Here is a 17,825-nt window from a genome sequence, read left to right as displayed (position 1 = left end):
CAGATCAGTAGACGGTGTCCACCGGGCGCGAGCCGTTCACGGCCGTACCGAGCTGCGGGATGCCGACCCAGTCCATGCCGAGGTCCTTCGGGCCGATGTACTGAGCGCCGGCCGTACCGATCGCCGTGCCGTCGGAGGGCAGTGTGGTGAGCGAGCCGTCCGAGTTGTTGTCGCCGCGCGCGCCGGAGAGCAGGTCGGCCTTCCCGTCCTTGTTCAGGTCGGCCAGGTAGACCTCGCCGCCGAACCGCCCGGAGCGCCAGCCGTTGTCGGGGACGCCGGCGGTGCCCTGCCACATCCACTGCACGGAGTTCGTGGTGTCGACGCCGGACGCCGAGCCGCGCAGCACGGTCACGGTGCCGGCCCCGTAGATCACGCCTGAGCCGCCGGGGGCCACCCTCAGGTTCTCCTGCGGGGTGCCGACCGCCAGCTCCATCTTGCCGTCGCCGTTGACGTCGCCGAGCGCGACGTCCGCGCCGAACTTCTCCCACTTCTCCGGGTCGCCGGGGATCGCCCCGGACGCCTGGGTGATGGTCTGGGTGCGCGAGGAGGGGCCGTTCTTCCCGCCGTACGTGACGACCACCTTGCCGGCGGGGAGCTTGTCCGGGCCGACCGTGGCCCACCATGTGCCGGTGGCGATGTCGCCGTAGCCGTCGCCGTCGATGTCGCCTATCGCGCTGTTGGAGCCGCTGGGCATCAGCTTGGCGGAGGACGCCTTGGGGCCGCCGCTCGCGCCGGGCAGGTAGTAGTTGACCTCGTGGTGCTTGCCACCGGAGACGTTGCGGCTCTGGCCGGTGACGAAGAGGTCGGTGCGGCCGTCCCTGTTCACGTTGCCCGCCGTGAGGTTGAGGATGCCGGCGTGGGTGTTGGAGTACAGGGGCAGAGCGAGGGCGGCCCGGGCGCCGGGCTTGCCGGTCCGGGAGATGCCCTTGGAGAAGACGTGCAGGGTGCCGGAGGACGTGCCGACGGCCAGGTCGGTGCGGCCGTCGCCGTCGAAGTCGCCGGCCGCGAGGGACTGGCCGTAGCGGTCGTGCTGCGTCGGTGCCGGGTCGACGACGTCGGCGCCGCCGGTCAGCCCGGACGGCGAGCCCCACACGATCTCGACGAGGCCGTTGTCCTTGTCGCTGCCGACGTCCTCCTTCGTGACGCCGATCGCGAGGTCCGCGTACCCGTCGGAGTTGAAGTCGCCGGCGGCGGTCGCGGTGCCGAAGTAGTCCCCGGCCTCGGCCACGCCCGGGATGCCCGGGGTGTTCTGGTCGAGGGTCTGGTGCCGGGCGGCGCCGGCGCCGTTCGCCGACCCGTACAGCACGGAGACGGTCCCGGGCCGGGGAAGGCCCGCGACCCGGGCGCCGGGTGCGGAGACCACGACGTCGCGGAAGCCGTCGCCGTTGAAGTCGCTCTCCACCTTCGGCGTGGCGGCGGACCCCGCCCCGGCGGCGCCGACGAGCAGCCCTCCGGTCAGGGCGACGACGGCGCCGGTGGCGAGAGCGATACGCAAGCGTTGATGCACGAGAAGTCTCCGGAGTTTCTGGCGAGCTGTGAACCCCCGCGCACACGAACAGGTGACACACGGGTGAACAGGTGACGCACAGGAGACTTCGCGGAGTGGATGAAGGTTGTACGGATTCACCGGCGGCCCACACCTCATACGGGTTCCTTCTCACCGCCGCTCCGCGCAGCGTGGCGTGCGGCGAGGTAGCCGAAGACCAGTGCGGAACCGATCTGGCAACCGGGGCCCGGATACTCCGATGCCGCCATGGAGTGGGCGTCGTTGCCGCAGGCGTAGAGGCCCGGGACCGGTACGTCGTCGTCGCCGAGGACTTGCGCATCGGTGTTCGTGCGCAGGCCCAGGGAGGTGGCCAAGGGGGTGGGAACGACCTCGATCGCGTAGAAGGGACCCTTCTCGATCGGGCCGAGGTTGACGTTCGGGATGTGGTCCGGGTCCCCGTACTGGCGTCCGTAAGGGCTCTCCCCTTTGCCGAACGGATCCTCGGCGCCCTTGTACGCGGCACGATTGCTGTCGGCGACCGTAGCCGCCAGGCCGCGCGCGTCGATACCGGTGATGGCAGCGAGATCTTGGAGCGTGCGCCCTGTGCGCAGGTAGCCGGAGCTGATGTGACGTTTGAGAAAGGGGCCGAGGGTGTGCGGGCGGACCATGCCGAGGCCGTATCTCGCCAGTGTGTGAGAGTCCGTCACCAGCCAGGCCGGTATCGAAGGTGTGCGGATGTGTCCGGTGTACATGGCGCGCACGAAGCGGTGGTAGGAGACGGACTCGTCGGTGAAGCGGCGGCCGGCCGCGTCGACCGCGATGATGCCGGGTCTGCCTCGGTCCCAGATGTGCGGGAACACCGCGGTGGAGCCGTCCCGGCGACGGCCGATGGAGCTGGGGAACCACAGGGCGTTGTCGTCATGCGGGGCGCCCGAGGCGCCGCCCACCGCGCGGGCGAGGGCCAGCGAGTCGCCGGTGGCACTCTCGGCCGCCGGGGTGAACTGCGGTGTCGGCGTGGGCAGATGGGCGGCGCGCAGCGCGGCGTCGGCGGGGAATCCGCCCGTGGCCAGGACGACGCCCCTGCGTGCGGTTACCCGGACGGCGCGGCCCCGGTGCGAGACGGCCGCCCCGACCACGCGGCCGGTGTGATCGGTGATCAGTTCGGTGGTGCGGGCGGTGAACCAGACCTCGCCGCGGCGGCGCAGCAGTTGGTGGTAGAGGTGTGCGACGAGGGCGTTGCCCATGGTGAGGCGGGTGCCGCGGGGCCGGCCGGCGGCCCGGTCCCCGGCCCATCGCAGACCGAGGCGCAGGGCCACGCCGATGCCGCGCGCCGAACCGCGGAAGATGCCGAGCAGTTCGTCGGCCTCGGCACGGCGGACCATGAGGGTGCCGCGGAAGAGGGCGAACTCCAGGACCGGGCGCCGGATGCGGGCGAAGTGTGTCCGGCCGAGCCTGCGCCCGTCGAAGGTGTGCGGTTCCAGGGCGCGGCCGACTCCGTAGCCGGGTATCTCGGGGTGGTAGTCGACGACGGTCCTGGAGTGCCGGAAGCCCACGCCGAGTTGCTTCTCCAGGTAATCGAGCACCTTTGGTCCGTGTGCGAGGTACTTCTCGCGCAGCGCTCGCGGGGCGCGGTCTTGGATCAGGGCGTCGAGGTACTGGCGGGCCGCTTCGGTGTCGGCGGCGGGATCGGGCTGGTGGCGGTGGCCCGGGATCCAGGCGGTGCCGGCCGAGTAGGCGGTGGTGCCGCCGAGCCACTCGGTCTTCTCCAGTACGAGGACGCGGAGGCCTTCCTGGGCACCGACGACTGCCGCGCCGAGCCCGCCCGCGCCGGAGCCGAGGACAAGGAGATCGGTCTCGTGATGCCAGTGGTCCGTCATGCGGTGCGTGCCCTTCTTGTCCAAGTGGCCTATGTCCAGGTGGCTCTTGTCCAGGTGGCCCTTCTGGCGGGTCAGGTGTGGGCCTGGACGTCAGCGGTGATCTCGGCGAAGTCGGCGAGCATGTGGGAGGTGGAGGGGTCCCGTCCGGTGAAGAGGCGGAACGCGTCTGCTGCCTGGTGGACGAGCATGCCTCCACCGTGGAGGACGGTGCATCCCAGGGCGTGGGCGGTGTGCAGGAGCGGCGTCCACAGCGGGTGGTAGTTCACGTCCGCGACCCAGAGACCGGGATGCAGCGACCGGGCGGGCACAGGCAGTTGCAGGTGGTGTTCCGTGCCTACGGGTGAGGCGTTGACCAGACCATCGGCGTGTGACAGTTGCTCGTCGGCCTCCGCCGCGGTGCAGGCCCGTGCCCGCTCGGCGCCGGCCTGTTCGTTGAGGGCCTTGGCGAGGGTGTGTGCCCGGTCCCGGTTCGGATCCGTGATCACGAGATGACGGACGCCGAGGTCGAGCAGTGCGTTTCCCACGGCCGCACCGGCGCCGCCGGCTCCCAGTTGCACGACGCTCTCGGTGCGGGCGTCGGGCATGTTGCGGGTGAATGCCGCTGCGAAGCCCGCGATGTCGGTGTTGTGGCCGACGGCTCCCGCGTCCCGGGTGAAGACGACGGTGTTGACCGCGCCCACCCGGGTTGCCGCGGGGGACAGTTGATCGAGGTGGGGGATGACGAGCTGCTTGTAGGGGTGGGTGATGTTCAGCCCTGAGAAACCGACCAGGCGGGCGTGGCCGATGTGCTCGCCCAGGCGGTCGCCCGCCTCGTCGGGGGGCGGGTTCAGGTCCTGGAGACGGTAGAGGCACCTGAGGCCGTGCCGGCGGGCTTCACGTTCATGAAGTTCAGGGCTGAGGGACTGCTCGATGCCCGTACCGACGAGGGCCAGCAAATAGGAGTTCTGAGTCACGGCAGCTCCGCGCGCACGCTATGGACTAACCAGTTCGTTATCAATATCAGGTCGAGCTTGGCGCGTGAAGCCGTCGTGCTCGGATTTCGGCGCTCTACAGGCCGAGATAGACCTCGCGGACGCGGTGGTCGTGGCTGAGCTCGGCGGAGCTGCCCGCCATGGCGGCCTCGCCGTTCTCCATGACGATGCAGTGGCTGGTGACACCGAAGGTGAGTTTGGCGTTCTGTTCCACCAGCAGCAGGCTCAGGCCCTCGGTGCGCAGCCGGAGCAGCACGTCGAGGATGCTGCCGACGAGTTTGGGGGACAGTCCCATCGACGGTTCGTCCAGGATCAGCAGGCGAGGCCGGCTCATCAGGGCGCGGCCCATGGCGAGCATCTGCTGCTGGCCGCCGGAGAGGGCGCCGGCGAGCCGGTGGCGCATCTCCCCCAGGACCGGGAACAGGTCGTAGATCTCGTCGAGTTGCTGGTGGACCTCCTTGTTCCAGGTCCGTGCGTAGGCTCCGAGCAGAAGGTTCTTCTCCACGGGCAGGCCGGAGAAGACGTGGCGTCCCTCGGGGACGTATCCGATCCCGTGGCGGACCATGTCGCGGGCCTTGGCCCTGGACAGGTCCGTGTCGCCCAGCGTGATGCGGCCGCTGGTGCGCGGCACGAGCCCCATGAGCGCTTTGAGGGTGGAGGTCTTGCCGGCGCCGTTGGCTCCGATGACGCCGACGGACTGGCCGGGTTCCACGGTGAATCCGATGCCGCTCACCGCGCAGACGCCCCCGTAGTGGACGCTGAGATCTTCTACGGTGAGGCGGGGCGCCGAGCCGGGGGTGGTGTTCACGAGGTGGCCTCCTTGGTGAGCCGGGGCCGGCCGGTGTCCGCGGCCTGCTCCGCCTCGAGGTCGTTCAGGTCGGAGTCGCCCAGGTAGGCCTCGATGACCTCGGGGGTGGCGACGACCTCCTGCGGCGTGCCTTCCGCGATGACCTTGCCGCTGGAGAGCACCGTGATCTTTTCGCACAGCGACATGACCAGACCCATGTTGTGCTCGATGAGAATGACTGTGGTGCCGCTGTCGCGGATGGAGCGGACGATGCGGACGAGCTGCTGGACCTCTTCGCCGTTGAGGCCGGCGGCCGGTTCGTCGAGCAGCAGCAGACGTGGGCTGCCGGCCATGGCCCGTGCGATCTCGATGCGGCGCTGGATGCCGTAGGGCAGGGAGGTGGGGGCCGCGCCGGCGAAGTCGGTCAGGCCGTAGCGTTCCAGGATGGCGTCCGCCTGGGCGCGCAGGCGGCGTTCCTGCCGCATGATGCCGGGCTGCCATACGGCGTAACGCCAGATGGTGCGGGTGCGCGAGCGGTCGAGGGCCACCAGGACGTTCTCGCGGACGGTGAGCTGGCCGAACAGACGCAGGTTCTGGAAGGTACGGGCCATGCCGGCCAGCGACAGGGCGTACGGGCGGGCGGTGGTGGTGTCGGAGTCGGCGAAGTGGACCGCGCCCGAAGTGGCCCGATAAAAGCCGCTGATGACATTGAACAGGGTGGTCTTGCCGGAGCCGTTGGGGCCGACGATGCCACGGATCTCGCCCGAGTCGACGGTGAGGGAGACGTCGTCCAGAGCCCGCAGACCCCGGAAGTGCTTGCTGATGTTGTCGATGCGCAGCAGTGCGCTCTGCGGGGCGATCGGTGCGGGTTCGTAGGGAGTGAAGGGGCGGAGTTCGGCCCGCGTGCCGCGACGGCCGCGCCGGTGTCGGTACTGGGCTCGGATCCGGGCGGGGATGCCGGCGAGTCCGGTGGGGGCGAAGACGACCATGAGGACGACGACGACGCCGTAGCCGAGTTGGGCGTAGGTGGAGAAGTCGGAGAGCCATTCACGCACGAGGGTGAGTCCGATGGCGCCGATGACGCAGCCGACCAGGGAGCGGCGCCCGCCGATGACGACCATGGCGAGCAGGATGAACATGTTGCTGATGGAGAAGGTCTCGGGTGCGACGTAGCGGATGAGGCCGCTGTAGAGGATGCCGGCGAGTCCGCCGTAGAGGCTGGCGAGGAGGAAGGCGGTCATGCGCAGCAGCGGGATCTCGGCGCCCATCGCGCCCGCTGCGAGGGAGTCGTCGCGCATGGCGCGCAGACGGCGGCCGAGCGAGGTGTGCACGACGAAGAGTCCGAAGAGCAGGCCGAGGGCGAAGACGATGACTTCGAGGTAGTAGTAGAGGTATTCGCTGGACAGGTCGATGCCGGGCAGGGTGGGCACGGGGATGCCGGAGATGCCGTCGGCGCCGCCGGTGATGTGGGCGTTGGTGATCCAGTTGATGAAGCCGAGAGCCAGTCCGAGGGTGACGATGCCCAGGTAGTGCGACTGCATGCGCAGGGCGGGGATGCCGACGAACAGGCCGATGGCGAGGGAGGCGAGCAGGGCGAGGACGGCGGCCGCCCAGAATCCGTGGCCGGAGTGGGTGGTGAGAATGGCGACGCCGTAGGCGCCGACGCCGAAGAAGGCGACCTGGGCGAGATTGATCTGGCCGGAGATGCCCATGGCCAGGCCCATGCCGATGGCCAGCAGGGCGTAGATGAGGGCGATGTTGACGACGTGGATGGTGTAGGTGCCCAGGCCGTACGGCAGGGCCCAGGCCGCGATCAGGATCGCGGCGAGGCCGGCGAGGCGTGTTCTCATGCGCGGCTGACCGTCCTTTCGCCGAAGATGCCGGTGGGCCGGATCATGATCGCCACCGTGAACACCAGGAACGTCACGAGGACCGAGTAGCCCTGGAAGTGGCCGGCGGCGTAGGAGTCGAGGACGCCGATGGCGATACCGCCGACGACGGCGCCGTTGATGGAGCCGAAGCCGCCGAGCATGGCGGCGGCGAAGCCCTTGATGCCCAGGGCGCCGCCCAGGGTGGCGTCCACGTAGAGCATGGGGCCGACCAGGCCGCCGGCGAGGGCGGCGAGGCCCGCGCCGATGGCGAAGGCGAGCGCGTTGCTGCGGCCGACGTCGATGCCGACGGCGGTGGCGGCTTCGTGGTCCATGGCGACGGCCTGCATGGCGGCGCCGCGCTTGGTGCGTGACAGGAAGAAGCTCAGGGCGACGACGGCGAGTGCGGCGACGCCCATGACCAGCAGGTCGTAGGTGCGGATGCGGATGCCGAAGACGTCCAGGGGTGCGGAGGCCAGGGGTGAGGGGACGGCGCGTCCTGTGGTGCCCCAGATGAGGATGGCGACGGCCTGGAGGACGATGCCGAAGCCGATCGTGCCGATCAGCATCAGGTCGAAGTCCTTGTTCTCCAAGGGCCGCAGGACGCGTTCGATGACCAGGCCGATGGCGCCGGTGACGAGGATGGCCACGATCATGGCGACGGCGAAGGGCAGCTTGGAGGTGAGGTAGAAGGTGGACGCGGCGTACGCGCCGATCATCGCGATGTCGGCGTGGGCGAAGTTGACCAGCCCCATGGTGCGGTAGACGAGCGAGAAGCCCATGGCGACCAGGGCGTAGACGGCGCCGAGGCTGAGCCCGCTGACGAGGGTTTGGAAGGTGTCCTGCACAGCGGCCTCACTTGTGTTCGACGAGCTTGCCGTCACGTATGACGCCGATGGTGGTCCTGGTGATGCCGACACCGTCCTCGCCGAAGCGGAACTCGCCGAGGAGACCGTCGTACTGCGTGGCGCGGATGGCGTCGGCGAGCTTCTTGCCGGTGGCGACGTCGCTGTTCTTCAGCGCGGTGAGCACGATGTTGGTGCCGTCGTAGGCCTTGGCGCCGTGCAGTTCCGCCTCCTCGCCGTACGCGGCTTTGTAGGCGGCGGCGAACTTCTGGGCGGCGGGGCTGATCTCGTTGCTGAGGTAGGGGGAGCTGACGAAGGTGCCCTCGACGGCCTTCTTTCCGGCGGTGTCGATGAAGACCGGGGTTCCCTGCGGGGCCGCTCCCGCGAAGGGCGCGTCGATGCCCAGGTCGCGGGCCTGTTTGACGATGAGGCCGGCCTCGACCTCTTCGGATCCGATGAAGATGACGTCCGGCCCGGCGGAGCGGATCTTGGTGAGGGCGGCGCTGAAGTCCTTCTGGTCGGTGGTGACGACCTGATCGGAGACCGGGGTGACACCGAGGCCCTTGGCGGCCTTGGCGAAGGCGTCGTGCTCGCCCTTGCCGAAGGAGCCGTTGTTGGTGATCATCGCGATCTTCTTGAACTTCTGGCCCTGGATGAGGAACTTGGCGAGGGTGCTGTCGTAGGTGGTGCTGGTGGGCCCGTTGAGGAACAGGAACGGGCTCTTCTGCGCGACGAGGGCGTCGGCCTGCCCGGAGGTGATGTTGGGGATCTGGGACTGCTTGAGCACCGGGGCCATGGCTACGGTGACGGCGCTCTCCGCGGTACCGATCATGGCGATGTACTTCTCGCCGGCTATCTTGCGGGCCAGGTTGGTGCCGGTGGTGGGGTCGCCCTGGGAGTCGAACGACTTCATCTGGATCTTGCGGCCGTTGATGCCGCCCTTCTTGTTCCACTCGTCGATGGCGAGCTTGGCTCCCTTGTACTCCCACTCCCCCAGCGAGGAGAGCTGGCCGCTGCGCGCGTCGACGACGGCGATCTTGATGGGGCCGGAGTCGGAGTCCGATGTGTCGGTCGACTCTCCGGGCGCGCTGCAGGCGGTCACGGCTGCCGCGAGGGCGATGGCCCCGATGAGCAGGGGACGTGGCGCGAGGGGGCGGGCGGAGCGGTTCATGCGGTCACCTCGTAATCAGGCGGAATGCTGGACAGGAAGTGGGGGGAGGCGACTCGTTCCCCCGCCGGCCCTGTCGCGGCGGGCAGGGGTGATGCGAGCGCGGGGCGCGGGGCGCGGGGCTCAGAGCGTGTCGGCCGGGAAGTGCCCGGCGTAGATGTCCTTGATGTTCCAGTGGCCGGGGGTGGGCACCGGTTCGTTGACCATCGGTACGTCGAGAACGGCGGGGCGGCGGCGCTCGATGGCGTTCTCCAGCGCCTTGCGCAGTTCGGCGGGGCTGGTGACGCTGTAACCGTCGGCGCCGCAGGCCTGCCCGTACTGGGCGAAGTCGGGGCTGTAGGACTGCCCGTCGGCGTCGGTGAACTCGCATCCGTAGGAGCGGCCGAAGGAGGAGGCCTGCAGGTCGGCGATGGTGCCATGGGCGCGGTTGTTCATCACGACGAAGATGACCGGGGCGCCCTGTTCGACGGCCATGGGAACGGCGGGCAGTTGGGCGCTCATGCCGCCGTCCCCGATCAGGGCGACGACGACCTTGTCGGGCTTGGCTATCTGCACTCCGACCGCGGCGGCCGGGCCGAAGCCCATGGTGGAGGCGCCGCCGGGGGTGATGAAGCGGCCCTGCTCGGGCAGCTCGTAGCACTGGGCGACGCCGTTCTTGTTCCAGCCGACGTCGGTGACCAGTACGGCGTCGGCGGGGAGCGACTCGCGCAGGTCGGTGAGGATGCGCTGGGGGCGCAGCGGGAAGGTGTCGCTGCGGCCGGCGTCCATGGCCGCGTCGAACACGCTGCGCCGGGCGGCAGCGATGGTGTCGCGCAGACCGGGGCGGATGACGGGGCTGGTCTGCCGGGCGTGGACGGCGGCGCCGACGGCTTCCAGGGCCAGTGCGACGTCGGCGACGGCGCCGATGTGGACCGGGTAGTTGCGGCCGATCTCGGCGGGGTCGATGTCGATCTGGATGAGTTTGCTGGGCGGGAAGTTCCAGGTGTGGGTGGCGTCCCAGGAGCTGGCGTCGGTCTCGGCGAAGCGCGTGGCGAGGGCGAGGACGAGGTCGGCGCCCTTGGTGTGTGCGTGGGTGGTCTCCAGGCCCCAGAAGCCAGGCATGCCAAGGAGCAGGGGGTGCTGGTCGGCGATGGCGCCCTTGCCCATCAGGGAGTGGGCCAGGGGGATGTCGAGGTGCTCGGCCAGGTTCAGGAGTGCGGTGCGGGCGCGGGGGCTGCGCAGTCCGCCGCCGAAGTAGAGGAGGGGACGCTCGGCCCGCAGCAGTGCCTCGGCGATCCGGTCGGCGGTCGCCTCGTCCAGGCCGGTGGCGCCCAGGTGTTCGGGCAGCGGGTGGCTGCCGTCGTAGGGCGTGACCGGTCGGCTGAGCAGGTCCATGGGGATGTTGATCAGAACGGTGCCGGGGCGGCCGCTGGTGGCGGTCCAGAAGGCGCGCTCGGTGGTGCGGGGCAGGTCCTGGACGCGCTGCACCTGCCAGGTGCGCTTGCAGAACGGCTGGTAGATCGCGGTCTGGTCGGCGTCCGCGTGGAGGTTGACCTCCTGGTGGGGGTGGCGGCCGTAGTAGTAGGAGGGGACGTCGCCGGTGATGACGACCAGGGGCACGGAGTCGAGGGCGGCGGTGGCGACTCCGGTGACGGCGTTCATCATGCCGGGCCCGACGTGGGTGAGCAGGACGCCGGGGCGGCCGGTGGCGCGGGCGTAGCCGTCCGCGGCGTGGGCGGCGGCCTGTTCGTGGCGGGCGATGACGAACTCGATGGAGCTGGGGCCGAGCGCGTCCAGGAGGGCGATGTTGGTGTGCCCGCAGGTCCCGAAGACGTACTCGACGCCGTAGGACTCGAGCTGGGCGACGAGGGCTTCGGCAGCGGTGACGGTCCTCACGAGGTCTCCTTGGGCAGTTCGCGGTGCTCGCCCCAGACGGACAGGCCGCGCAGCATGAGGGTCTTGACGACGGTGTAGTCGTCGATGAGCCAGCGGGGTGCCTCACGGCCGAAGCCGGAGTCCTTGACACCGCCGAACGGGATGTGGTCGAGGCGGTAGTTGGAGGAGCCGTTGACGATCAGGGCGCCGACCTGCAGGCGCCGCCAGGCGGTGAGGATCCGGCGGATGTCATGGGTGAACAGGCCGGCCTGGAGTCCGTAGCGGCTGGCGTTGCAGGCGTCGACGACCGTGTCGAAGTCGTCGTAGGGGATGACGGCGACGAGTGCGCCGAACACCTCGTGCACGACGACGGAGGCGTGTGCGGGTGGTGCGGCGATGATGGTGGGGGCGGCGGTGGCACCGTCGCGCGTGCCTCCGCGGACCACACTGGCGCCGAGCCCTGCGGCCTCCTTGGACCATTGCACGACGCGTTCGGCGGCGTTCTCGTCGACCATCGATCCGATGTCGGTGCCCTCGTCGAGGGGGTCGCCGATGGTGAGGGTGTCGACGGCGGCGGTGAAGGCGTCGAGGAAGGTGTCGAAGCGGCTGCGGTGCACGTAGACGCGCTGCACGGAGACGCAGCTCTGGCCGCTGTTGCTGTAGCCGTTCTTGGCGCACAGGGCGGCGGCCGTCTCGACGTCGGCGTCCTCGCAGACGACGGTGGCGGCGTTGCCGCCGAGTTCGAGGGCGAGGCGTTTGGATCCGGCGGCGCGGGCCACGGCGGCGCCGGTGGCGGCGCTGCCGGTGAAGCTGATGACGCTCACCTCCTCGGCGGCGCACAGGGCCGCGCCGATGTCCCCGCCGCCGTGCAGGAGTTGGACCGCCTGGTGCGGCATGCCGGACTCCAGCAGAAGGGCCACGATCGCGGTGGAGATCGCGGGGGCCTGGGGCGGGGCCTTGACGAGGGTGGTGTTGCCCGCGGCGAAGGAGGCGCCGAGCTTGTGGGCGAGGAGGTTGGCCGGTGCGTTGAACGGGGTGATGGCGAGGGCGACGCCGGCCGGGGCCCGGTAGGTCAGGGCCGTGTTGCCGATGCCGGTGTCCCAGCCTGCGACCGGAAGGTTCTCGCCGTCGATCCGGCGGGCCTCGGCGGCGCAGACGGCGAAGGTGGAGGCGACCCGGTCGATCTCGGTGCGGCTGTCCTTGAGGGGCTTGCCCAGTTCCAGGGCGAGCAGCCGGGCGAGCCGGTCACGGTGGACGGTCGCGGCGCGGGACGCTGCCTGGAGGATGTCGGCGCGGGCGGCGGGCGCCAGCGAGGCGACGGCGTCGGCGTACCGGTTGCTGTGGTGCAGGGCCCGGGCGATGTCGGCCTCGGTGGCAGTGGGGGCCTGACTGACGGTGCGTCTGAGGTAGGGACCGGTGCGTTCCAGTGGCGGACCTTCTCCGCCCCAGGTTCCGGCGATGAGAGGCAGGGCGCCGACCACATCGGTCGTCTCGGCTGCTTTGAGGAGGTCTTGCAGCATCACATCTCCAGAGAAAAACCATGTAGCGGTTTCCGTGGACTGCTCTGTGGACTGGCGTGTAACGTACGGGCGCCGAGAGGCCGTGGCAAGAGGTCAGCGCAAGGAAGTTCAGAACGCCGATTTCCCCTGACAGCACCGCTGTTGGAAGCTGGCGCACTACCGCCGTCACCGATCGGACGGCGGTTCGCCCCTGACACACGGAGGAGACATGGACGCGGAGCAAGGAGCGGGCGGGGTACGCAGTGTGCGGCGCGCTCTGGACATCCTGTCGCTGCTGACTGAAGATCAGCCCACGGTCCCGCTGCGGGACATGGTCGAGGCCACCGGTCTGCCCAAGACGACGGTGGTCCGCCTGGTGCAGACCCTGGAGCAGTACGGGCTGCTGTGGGCGACACCCGGCGGCTACACCGCCGGTCCCGGCCTGTGGCGCTGGGCGCATCTGGCCCACACCAGCTGGGAGTTGCCCCCCGACACCCAGAAGCTGCTACGGGAGCTGTCGGACCGGCGCGGCGAGACGGCCAACCTGATGATCCGGCGCGACATCCACAGGGTGTGCGTCGCCCAGCAGGAGAGCCCGCAGCCGTTGCGCCACGTCGTGCGCGTGGGCGACGAGCTCCCGCTGTGGGCGGGCGCCTCGTCGAAGGTGCTGCTGGTCGGCGCCACCGACGGACTGCTGCAGCGCGTCGCGGCCGCCTCACCGCACGGGGCGGCCCACGCCGAGCAGCTGCGGCTGTGGGCCGACGAGACCGCCGAGCACGGTTTCGCGGCCAGTCACGGCGAGCGCGACATCGGCCTCACCGCTGTGGCCGTGCCCATCCGTTCCCAGTCGGGGGTGGTGGTCGCTTCCCTGTCCCTCAGCGGTCCCAGCGCCCGTATCCCCGACAGCGCGATCGAGGAGTTCGCCCGCGACCTCGCGGAGGTCGCCGCGCGGATCGCCTCCCAGGGATTCACCCACCCCCTGGGGCCGCGCACCTAACCCACGCGCGCCGTACCGGCGCCCGGAAGGAGACGTACATGCACGGACGACCACTGGACGGCATACGCGTTCTGGACCTGACGAATGTGCTGGCCGGACCCTACTGCAGTTACCAGCTCATGCTTCTGGGCGCCGAAGTCGTCAAGATCGAACGACCGGGCCAGGGGGATCTCGCACGCAACCTCGGCCCCGACGCGGCGCTCAACCGGGACCGCGTCGGGGCCTCCTTCCTGGCCCAGAACGCCGGCAAGAAGTCGCTGGAGCTCGACCTCAAGGACACCGCCGACCGCACCGTCTTCGAGACTCTTCTGACGGGTGCCGACGTGCTGCTGGAGAACTTCCGCGCCGGTGTGCTGGCGCGGATGGGCTTCGATCCGGAACGGCTGACCGCGCTCAACTCCCGGCTCGTGTACTGCTCGATCTCCGGATTCGGCCACACCGGGCCGATGAGCGAGGCGCCCGCCTACGACCAGATCATCCAGGGGCTGACCGGCATGATGAGCGTGACCGGGACGCGGGAGAGCGCACCCCAGCGCATCGGCTTCCCGGTGTGCGACACCACCGGTGGGCTGATGGCCGCGCTCGCCATCACCTCCGCGCTGCTGCAACGTGAGCGCACCGGCCAGGGCACCAGACTCGACGTCTCCATGCTGGAGGCGTCGATGTCGACCATGGGGTGGGCGGTGTCCAACTATCTGGTCAGCGGCATCCCTCCGCAGCCGCTGGGCGACCAGAACCCGACCGCGGCCCCCTCGGGCACCTTCCGCACGCTCGACGGACCGCTGAACATCGCCGCCAACCAGCAACGGCAGTTCGAGACGCTGTGCCGTCTCGTCGGCGCACCCCACCTGGTGACAGATCCCCGCTTCGCCGAGCGGGAGGGCCGCAAGTCCCACCGCGAGGAACTGAACACCGCGCTCAATGCCGCGCTCTCGCTGCGCCCGGCCGCCGACTGGGAACGCGACCTGAACGCCGCCGGGGTGCCCGCGGCCCGCGTACTGACCGTCCCGCAGGCCCTCGAACAACCCCAGCTGGAGCACCGCGGGTTCGTCAGCACTTTGCCGCACCCCGGCCGCCCGGAGCGCGCCCTGCGGGTGGTGGGCAACGGCGTGCTCTTCGACGGCGAGGCTTTCGCCCCGCCTTCCCCACCGCCGCTGCTGGGCGAGCACAACGGCGAACGCGCCGAGCTGGCGCGGACCTGGGCCGCGGCCACAGCCGAAGAGGCGACCGCCTCATGACCAGCGCCCACGACGAGGCGGCGCAGTGGTGGGCCACCGCGGTCAGCCATATCGAGCCCGGCAGCATCGAGCTGCGCGACCGGCCCATCCAGCAGCTGATCGGCGAGATCGGTTTCGTCGATGTCATCTGGCTCCTGCTGCGCGGCGACCTGCCCTTGCCCCGCCAGTCGGCCCTCCTTGAAGCAGCCCTCGTCGCCGGCGTCGACCACGGCCCGCAGGCGCCCTCGATCGCCGCCGCCCGCATGGCCGCCACCTGCGGGGTCGGCCTGAACAACGCCATCGCCACCGGGGTGAACATGCTCGGCGACGCCCACGGCGGGGCGGGCCAGCAGTGCGTGGAGATGCTCACCGACATCCGTACCCTGCACGGCGCCGGGGCCGGCTGGGACGAGGCGGCCCGGCAGACCATGGACGCCTGGCAGCGCCGCTCGCGCTACCTGCCCGGCTTCGGCCACCGCTTCCACCCTCGCGACCCCCGGCGCGACCCGCTGCTGCGTCTGGTGGACCGGGCCGTCGCCGACGGCGTCGTCGGCGGCGACTTCCTGCAAGCCGCCCAGACCGTCGAGACGGTTCTTGCACGCCGCCGGGAAGGGGCCCGGCCCGTCCCGATGAACATCGATGGCGCCACCGCCGTCATCTACGCCGAGCTGGGCTTTCAACCGCCGCTTGCGCGTGGCCTGTTCGTCCTCAGCCGGTCGGTCGGAGTCCTCGCCCACGCCTGGGAGGAGACCGGCCAGGGGCGGCGCAACAAGGGCCCGCTGCCCCGCTCCGTCCTCCCCGCGCGGCTCACCGACAAGCCGCAGGGCTGAACAAGTCGCTGCCGACCCCTTGTCACACCCCTGCCCCGTCCCTAACGTAGCTTTCCGCCGAACGGCAACCATCCAACGGATCGACCGAACCGCCTGGCGGACCATGATTCGTTTCGCTCTCCTCCCTCCCCACCTGACACACGACGCCGACCGCTGACGGCCCGTCAGGCACCTTCTCGAAAGAGGGACCATGGACAGACGCAGCTTCCTCACCACCACCGCGGCCTCCACCGCCGGCACCGTCGCCGTGCTCAACGCGGGCCCCGCCCAGGCCGCTTCCGCCTCCGGCACACTTGCCCGCCCCGTGCCCGCCCAGGCGCACGCCGCCACCGGGCGCGACTTCCCCAAGGCCGGCGGCAACCTCGGCAACCAGAACTACTCCTCCCTCAAGCGCATCCACAGCGACAACGTGCGCAAGCTGGGCGGCGCCTGGCACATCAACCTGGAAGGCGGCTCCACCTCCTCCCACCAGCAATGCGCCGTCATCGCCCAGGACGGCATCCTCTACCTCGCCACCACCCAGCAGAACGTCTTCGCCGTCGACGGACGCACCGGCAGCATCAAATGGAAGACCAAGGTCGGCTCCGACACGGCCAACATGCGCGGCCTGGCGCTCGGCCACGGCCTGGCCTTCACCATCACCGGCGACAACAGCGTCGTCGCCCTCGACCAGAAGACCGGCGCCGTCGCCTGGACCCGCGAACTGCTCGTCGAGGACCAGGGCGACCCGGACTGCGACCCCGCCGGCGGCCAGTGCGGCGGCAGCAAGGGCGGCCTGGCCGGCGCCGCCGTCTACTGGGACGGCCTGCTCTACATCGGTACCCAGGGCAGCACCGCCGGCGCCCGCGGCCGCGCCTACGCCCTCAAGGCCTCCACCGGTGAAGTCGCCTGGACCTTCTGGGGCACTCCCGGGCCGGGCCAGTTCGGCCACGACACCTGGGAGGGCGACTCCTGGAAGACCGGCGGCGCGGTGTGCTGGATCCACCCGGCCGTCGACCCCGAACTGGGCCTGGTCTACTGGACGTTCGGCAACCCCTACCCTCGCACCGACGGCTCCACCCGCGGCGGCGACAACCTCTTCGCCAACTGCCTGGTCGCCATGGACGCCAAGACCGGCAAGCGGCGCTGGCACTTCCAGTCCGTGCACCACGACATCTGGGACTACGACGGGGTCATGTCCCCCGTCCTGGCCGACGTGCTGATCAAGGGCAAGAAGAAGCGCGTCGTGGTCTACGGCAGCAAGACCGGCATGTACTACATCCTGGACCGGGCCGACGGGAAGCCGATCCACGGCATGGAGGAGCGCCCGGTCCCCCAGCACGCCGCGCAGAAGACCTCCCCCACCCAGCCGTTCCCCGGCGGCGAGCCCTTCGTCGACACCGAACCCCGCCTGGACAAGGCCACCCGGCCCGTCCCCTTCTATCCCACCGGTGGTCTGTTCGAGGCGCACTGGGACCGCGCCACGATCATCTTCCCCGGCGCGGGCGGCGGCGCCGACTGGTCCTTCCCCTCCTTCAGCCACCGCACCGGTCTGGTCTACGTCGGCTACGGACTGATCAACTCCGCGTACTCCAACACCCACGGGGGCCGCGTCAACACCGCCCGCCCGCTGGGCGAGTACTTCGCCGGAGGCCTCGCCGCCGTCGACCCCCGTACCAACACCGTCGCCTGGCGCCAGGAGGGCGACTGGTCCCTCGCCCACGGCAACGGCATCCTCAGCACCGCCGGCGGCCTCCTCTTCCAGGGCCGGCCCGACGGCGTACTCACCGCGCTCGACGACCGCGACGGCAGTGAACTGTGGACGTGGCAGTGCGGTGCCGGCGTCAACACCAGCCCGCTCACCTACGAGATCGACGGCGAGCAGTACCTCGCCGTCCTCGCCGGCGGCAACGGACTGCCCTACCCGGACATCCCCAAGGGCGACCACCTCTGGGCCTTCAAACTCGGCGGCAAGGTCAAGCCCGCCGCCGCGCCGACCCCGCCCTCCCGGCGCAACCAGATCCGCGCCGCCGCCGTCAGCGGCGACACCGCGAACAACACCATCACCCTGGGCCGGACCTGGGACAGCACCAAGAACGCTCCGGGCACCACTGAGAGCCTCGTGTCCCAGAACGCCATGGCACCCCAGCACCTGAACATCGCCAAGGGCACCACGGTCACCTTCACCAACCCGGCCGACAACAAGTCCGCGCACGGCGCCGTCTCGTTCTTCGAGGCCGAGTTCGACACCGGGCTGCTCATGCCGGGCCGATCCTTCACCTACACCTTCAACACCCCGGGCGAGTACTTCTACAACGACCCGGTCGCCCCGCAGAGCACCGGCAAGATCGTCGTCACGTGACGGGCCCCTCCCCCGCCCCGAGGGCCGCCTCCGGCAGGCACGGACCCCGGCAGCACCTCACCCCGCCACCACGCTTCGCGAGGAC

At 70.3% G+C, this 17,825-nt stretch carries 13 protein-coding genes; 4 read left to right on the top strand and 9 right to left on the bottom strand.

Annotation, left to right across the window (positions count from 1 at the left end):
* Positions 1 to 4: 4 nt before the first annotated feature.
* The 9 genes from ABD366_RS32950 to ABD366_RS32910 form a co-directional block, all read right to left on the bottom strand.
* A complete protein-coding gene (locus ABD366_RS32950; protein WP_324770847.1) occupies positions 5 to 1,507 on the bottom strand; it encodes an FG-GAP-like repeat-containing protein in 1,503 nt (500 codons plus the stop codon).
* Between the two features lie 134 nt (positions 1,508 to 1,641).
* A complete protein-coding gene (locus tag ABD366_RS32945) occupies positions 1,642 to 3,363 on the bottom strand; it encodes an FAD-binding protein (protein WP_324770848.1) in 1,722 nt (573 codons plus the stop codon).
* A 71-nt stretch (positions 3,364 to 3,434) separates the two neighbouring features.
* Positions 3,435 to 4,316 (bottom strand): shikimate dehydrogenase, encoded by an 882-nt coding sequence (locus ABD366_RS32940; protein WP_324770850.1) that lies wholly within the window; start codon positions 4,314 to 4,316, stop codon positions 3,435 to 3,437.
* 94 nt (positions 4,317 to 4,410) lie between these two features.
* Positions 4,411 to 5,142: an ABC transporter ATP-binding protein gene (locus ABD366_RS32935; RefSeq protein ID WP_324770852.1), complete on the bottom strand. Its 732-nt coding sequence runs from the start codon at positions 5,140 to 5,142 to the stop codon at positions 4,411 to 4,413.
* Positions 5,139 to 6,971 carry a branched-chain amino acid ABC transporter ATP-binding protein/permease gene (locus ABD366_RS32930; protein WP_324770853.1) on the bottom strand — a complete coding sequence of 611 codons (1,833 nt, stop codon included), beginning with the start codon at positions 6,969 to 6,971 and terminating at the stop codon, positions 5,139 to 5,141. The genes ABD366_RS32935 and ABD366_RS32930 overlap by 4 nt, the downstream gene beginning before the upstream one ends.
* Positions 6,968 to 7,837 (bottom strand): branched-chain amino acid ABC transporter permease, encoded by an 870-nt coding sequence (locus ABD366_RS32925; RefSeq protein ID WP_324770854.1) that lies wholly within the window; start codon positions 7,835 to 7,837, stop codon positions 6,968 to 6,970. The genes ABD366_RS32930 and ABD366_RS32925 overlap by 4 nt, the downstream gene beginning before the upstream one ends.
* Before the next feature lie 7 nt (positions 7,838 to 7,844).
* Positions 7,845 to 9,005, bottom strand: a complete 1,161-nt coding sequence (locus tag ABD366_RS32920; RefSeq protein WP_324770856.1) for an ABC transporter substrate-binding protein — start codon at positions 9,003 to 9,005, stop codon at positions 7,845 to 7,847.
* 120 nt (positions 9,006 to 9,125) lie between these two features.
* On the bottom strand, positions 9,126 to 10,877 hold the full coding sequence (locus tag ABD366_RS32915; protein WP_324770858.1) for a thiamine pyrophosphate-binding protein: 1,752 nt from the start codon (positions 10,875 to 10,877) through the stop codon (positions 9,126 to 9,128).
* Positions 10,874 to 12,376, bottom strand: a complete 1,503-nt coding sequence (locus ABD366_RS32910; RefSeq protein WP_324770859.1) for an aldehyde dehydrogenase family protein — start codon at positions 12,374 to 12,376, stop codon at positions 10,874 to 10,876. The genes ABD366_RS32915 and ABD366_RS32910 overlap by 4 nt, the downstream gene beginning before the upstream one ends.
* 208 nt (positions 12,377 to 12,584) lie before the next feature.
* On the opposite strand from ABD366_RS32910, the gene ABD366_RS32905 reads away from it, so the two are divergent.
* The 4 genes from ABD366_RS32905 (at position 12,585) to ABD366_RS32890 (ending at position 17,740) form a co-directional block, all read left to right on the top strand.
* Positions 12,585 to 13,352 carry an IclR family transcriptional regulator gene (locus tag ABD366_RS32905; RefSeq protein ID WP_324770861.1) on the top strand — a complete coding sequence of 256 codons (768 nt, stop codon included), beginning with the start codon at positions 12,585 to 12,587 and terminating at the stop codon, positions 13,350 to 13,352.
* Positions 13,353 to 13,390: 38 nt separating this feature from the next.
* Positions 13,391 to 14,590 (top strand): CaiB/BaiF CoA transferase family protein, encoded by a 1,200-nt coding sequence (locus ABD366_RS32900; RefSeq protein ID WP_324770862.1) that lies wholly within the window; start codon positions 13,391 to 13,393, stop codon positions 14,588 to 14,590.
* Positions 14,587 to 15,399 carry a citryl-CoA lyase gene (locus ABD366_RS32895; RefSeq protein WP_324770863.1) on the top strand — a complete coding sequence of 271 codons (813 nt, stop codon included), beginning with the start codon at positions 14,587 to 14,589 and terminating at the stop codon, positions 15,397 to 15,399. Before ABD366_RS32900 ends, ABD366_RS32895 begins: the two co-directional genes overlap by 4 nt.
* A gap of 190 nt (positions 15,400 to 15,589) precedes the next feature.
* Positions 15,590 to 17,740, top strand: a complete 2,151-nt coding sequence (locus ABD366_RS32890) for an outer membrane protein assembly factor BamB family protein (protein WP_324770864.1) — start codon at positions 15,590 to 15,592, stop codon at positions 17,738 to 17,740.
* Positions 17,741 to 17,825: the final 85 nt, after the last annotated feature.

The sequence above is a fragment of the Streptomyces kunmingensis genome (assembly GCF_039533535.1).
Lineage (GTDB): Bacteria > Actinomycetota > Actinomycetes > Streptomycetales > Streptomycetaceae > Streptomyces > Streptomyces kunmingensis.
The sequence above is the reverse complement of the archived record's forward strand: the minus strand, read 5'-3'. Positions and strand labels throughout refer to the sequence as shown.

Bases quoted from the DNA above. Each gene is read 5' to 3' on its own strand.
- ABD366_RS32945 (WP_324770848.1), bottom strand. From the start codon at position 3,363: ATGACGGACCACTGGCATCACGAGACCGATCTCCTTGTCCTCGGCTCC.
- ABD366_RS32930 (WP_324770853.1), bottom strand. From the start codon at position 6,971: ATGAGAACACGCCTCGCCGGCCTCGCCGCGATCCTGATCGCGGCCTGG.
- ABD366_RS32920 (WP_324770856.1), bottom strand. From the start codon at position 9,005: ATGAACCGCTCCGCCCGCCCCCTCGCGCCACGTCCCCTGCTCATCGGG.
- ABD366_RS32910 (WP_324770859.1), bottom strand. From the start codon at position 12,376: ATGCTGCAAGACCTCCTCAAAGCAGCCGAGACGACCGATGTGGTCGGC.
- ABD366_RS32905 (WP_324770861.1), top strand. From the start codon at position 12,585: ATGGACGCGGAGCAAGGAGCGGGCGGGGTACGCAGTGTGCGGCGCGCT.
- ABD366_RS32900 (WP_324770862.1), top strand. From the start codon at position 13,391: ATGCACGGACGACCACTGGACGGCATACGCGTTCTGGACCTGACGAAT.
- ABD366_RS32895 (WP_324770863.1), top strand. From the start codon at position 14,587: ATGACCAGCGCCCACGACGAGGCGGCGCAGTGGTGGGCCACCGCGGTC.
- ABD366_RS32890 (WP_324770864.1), top strand. From the start codon at position 15,590: ATGGACAGACGCAGCTTCCTCACCACCACCGCGGCCTCCACCGCCGGC.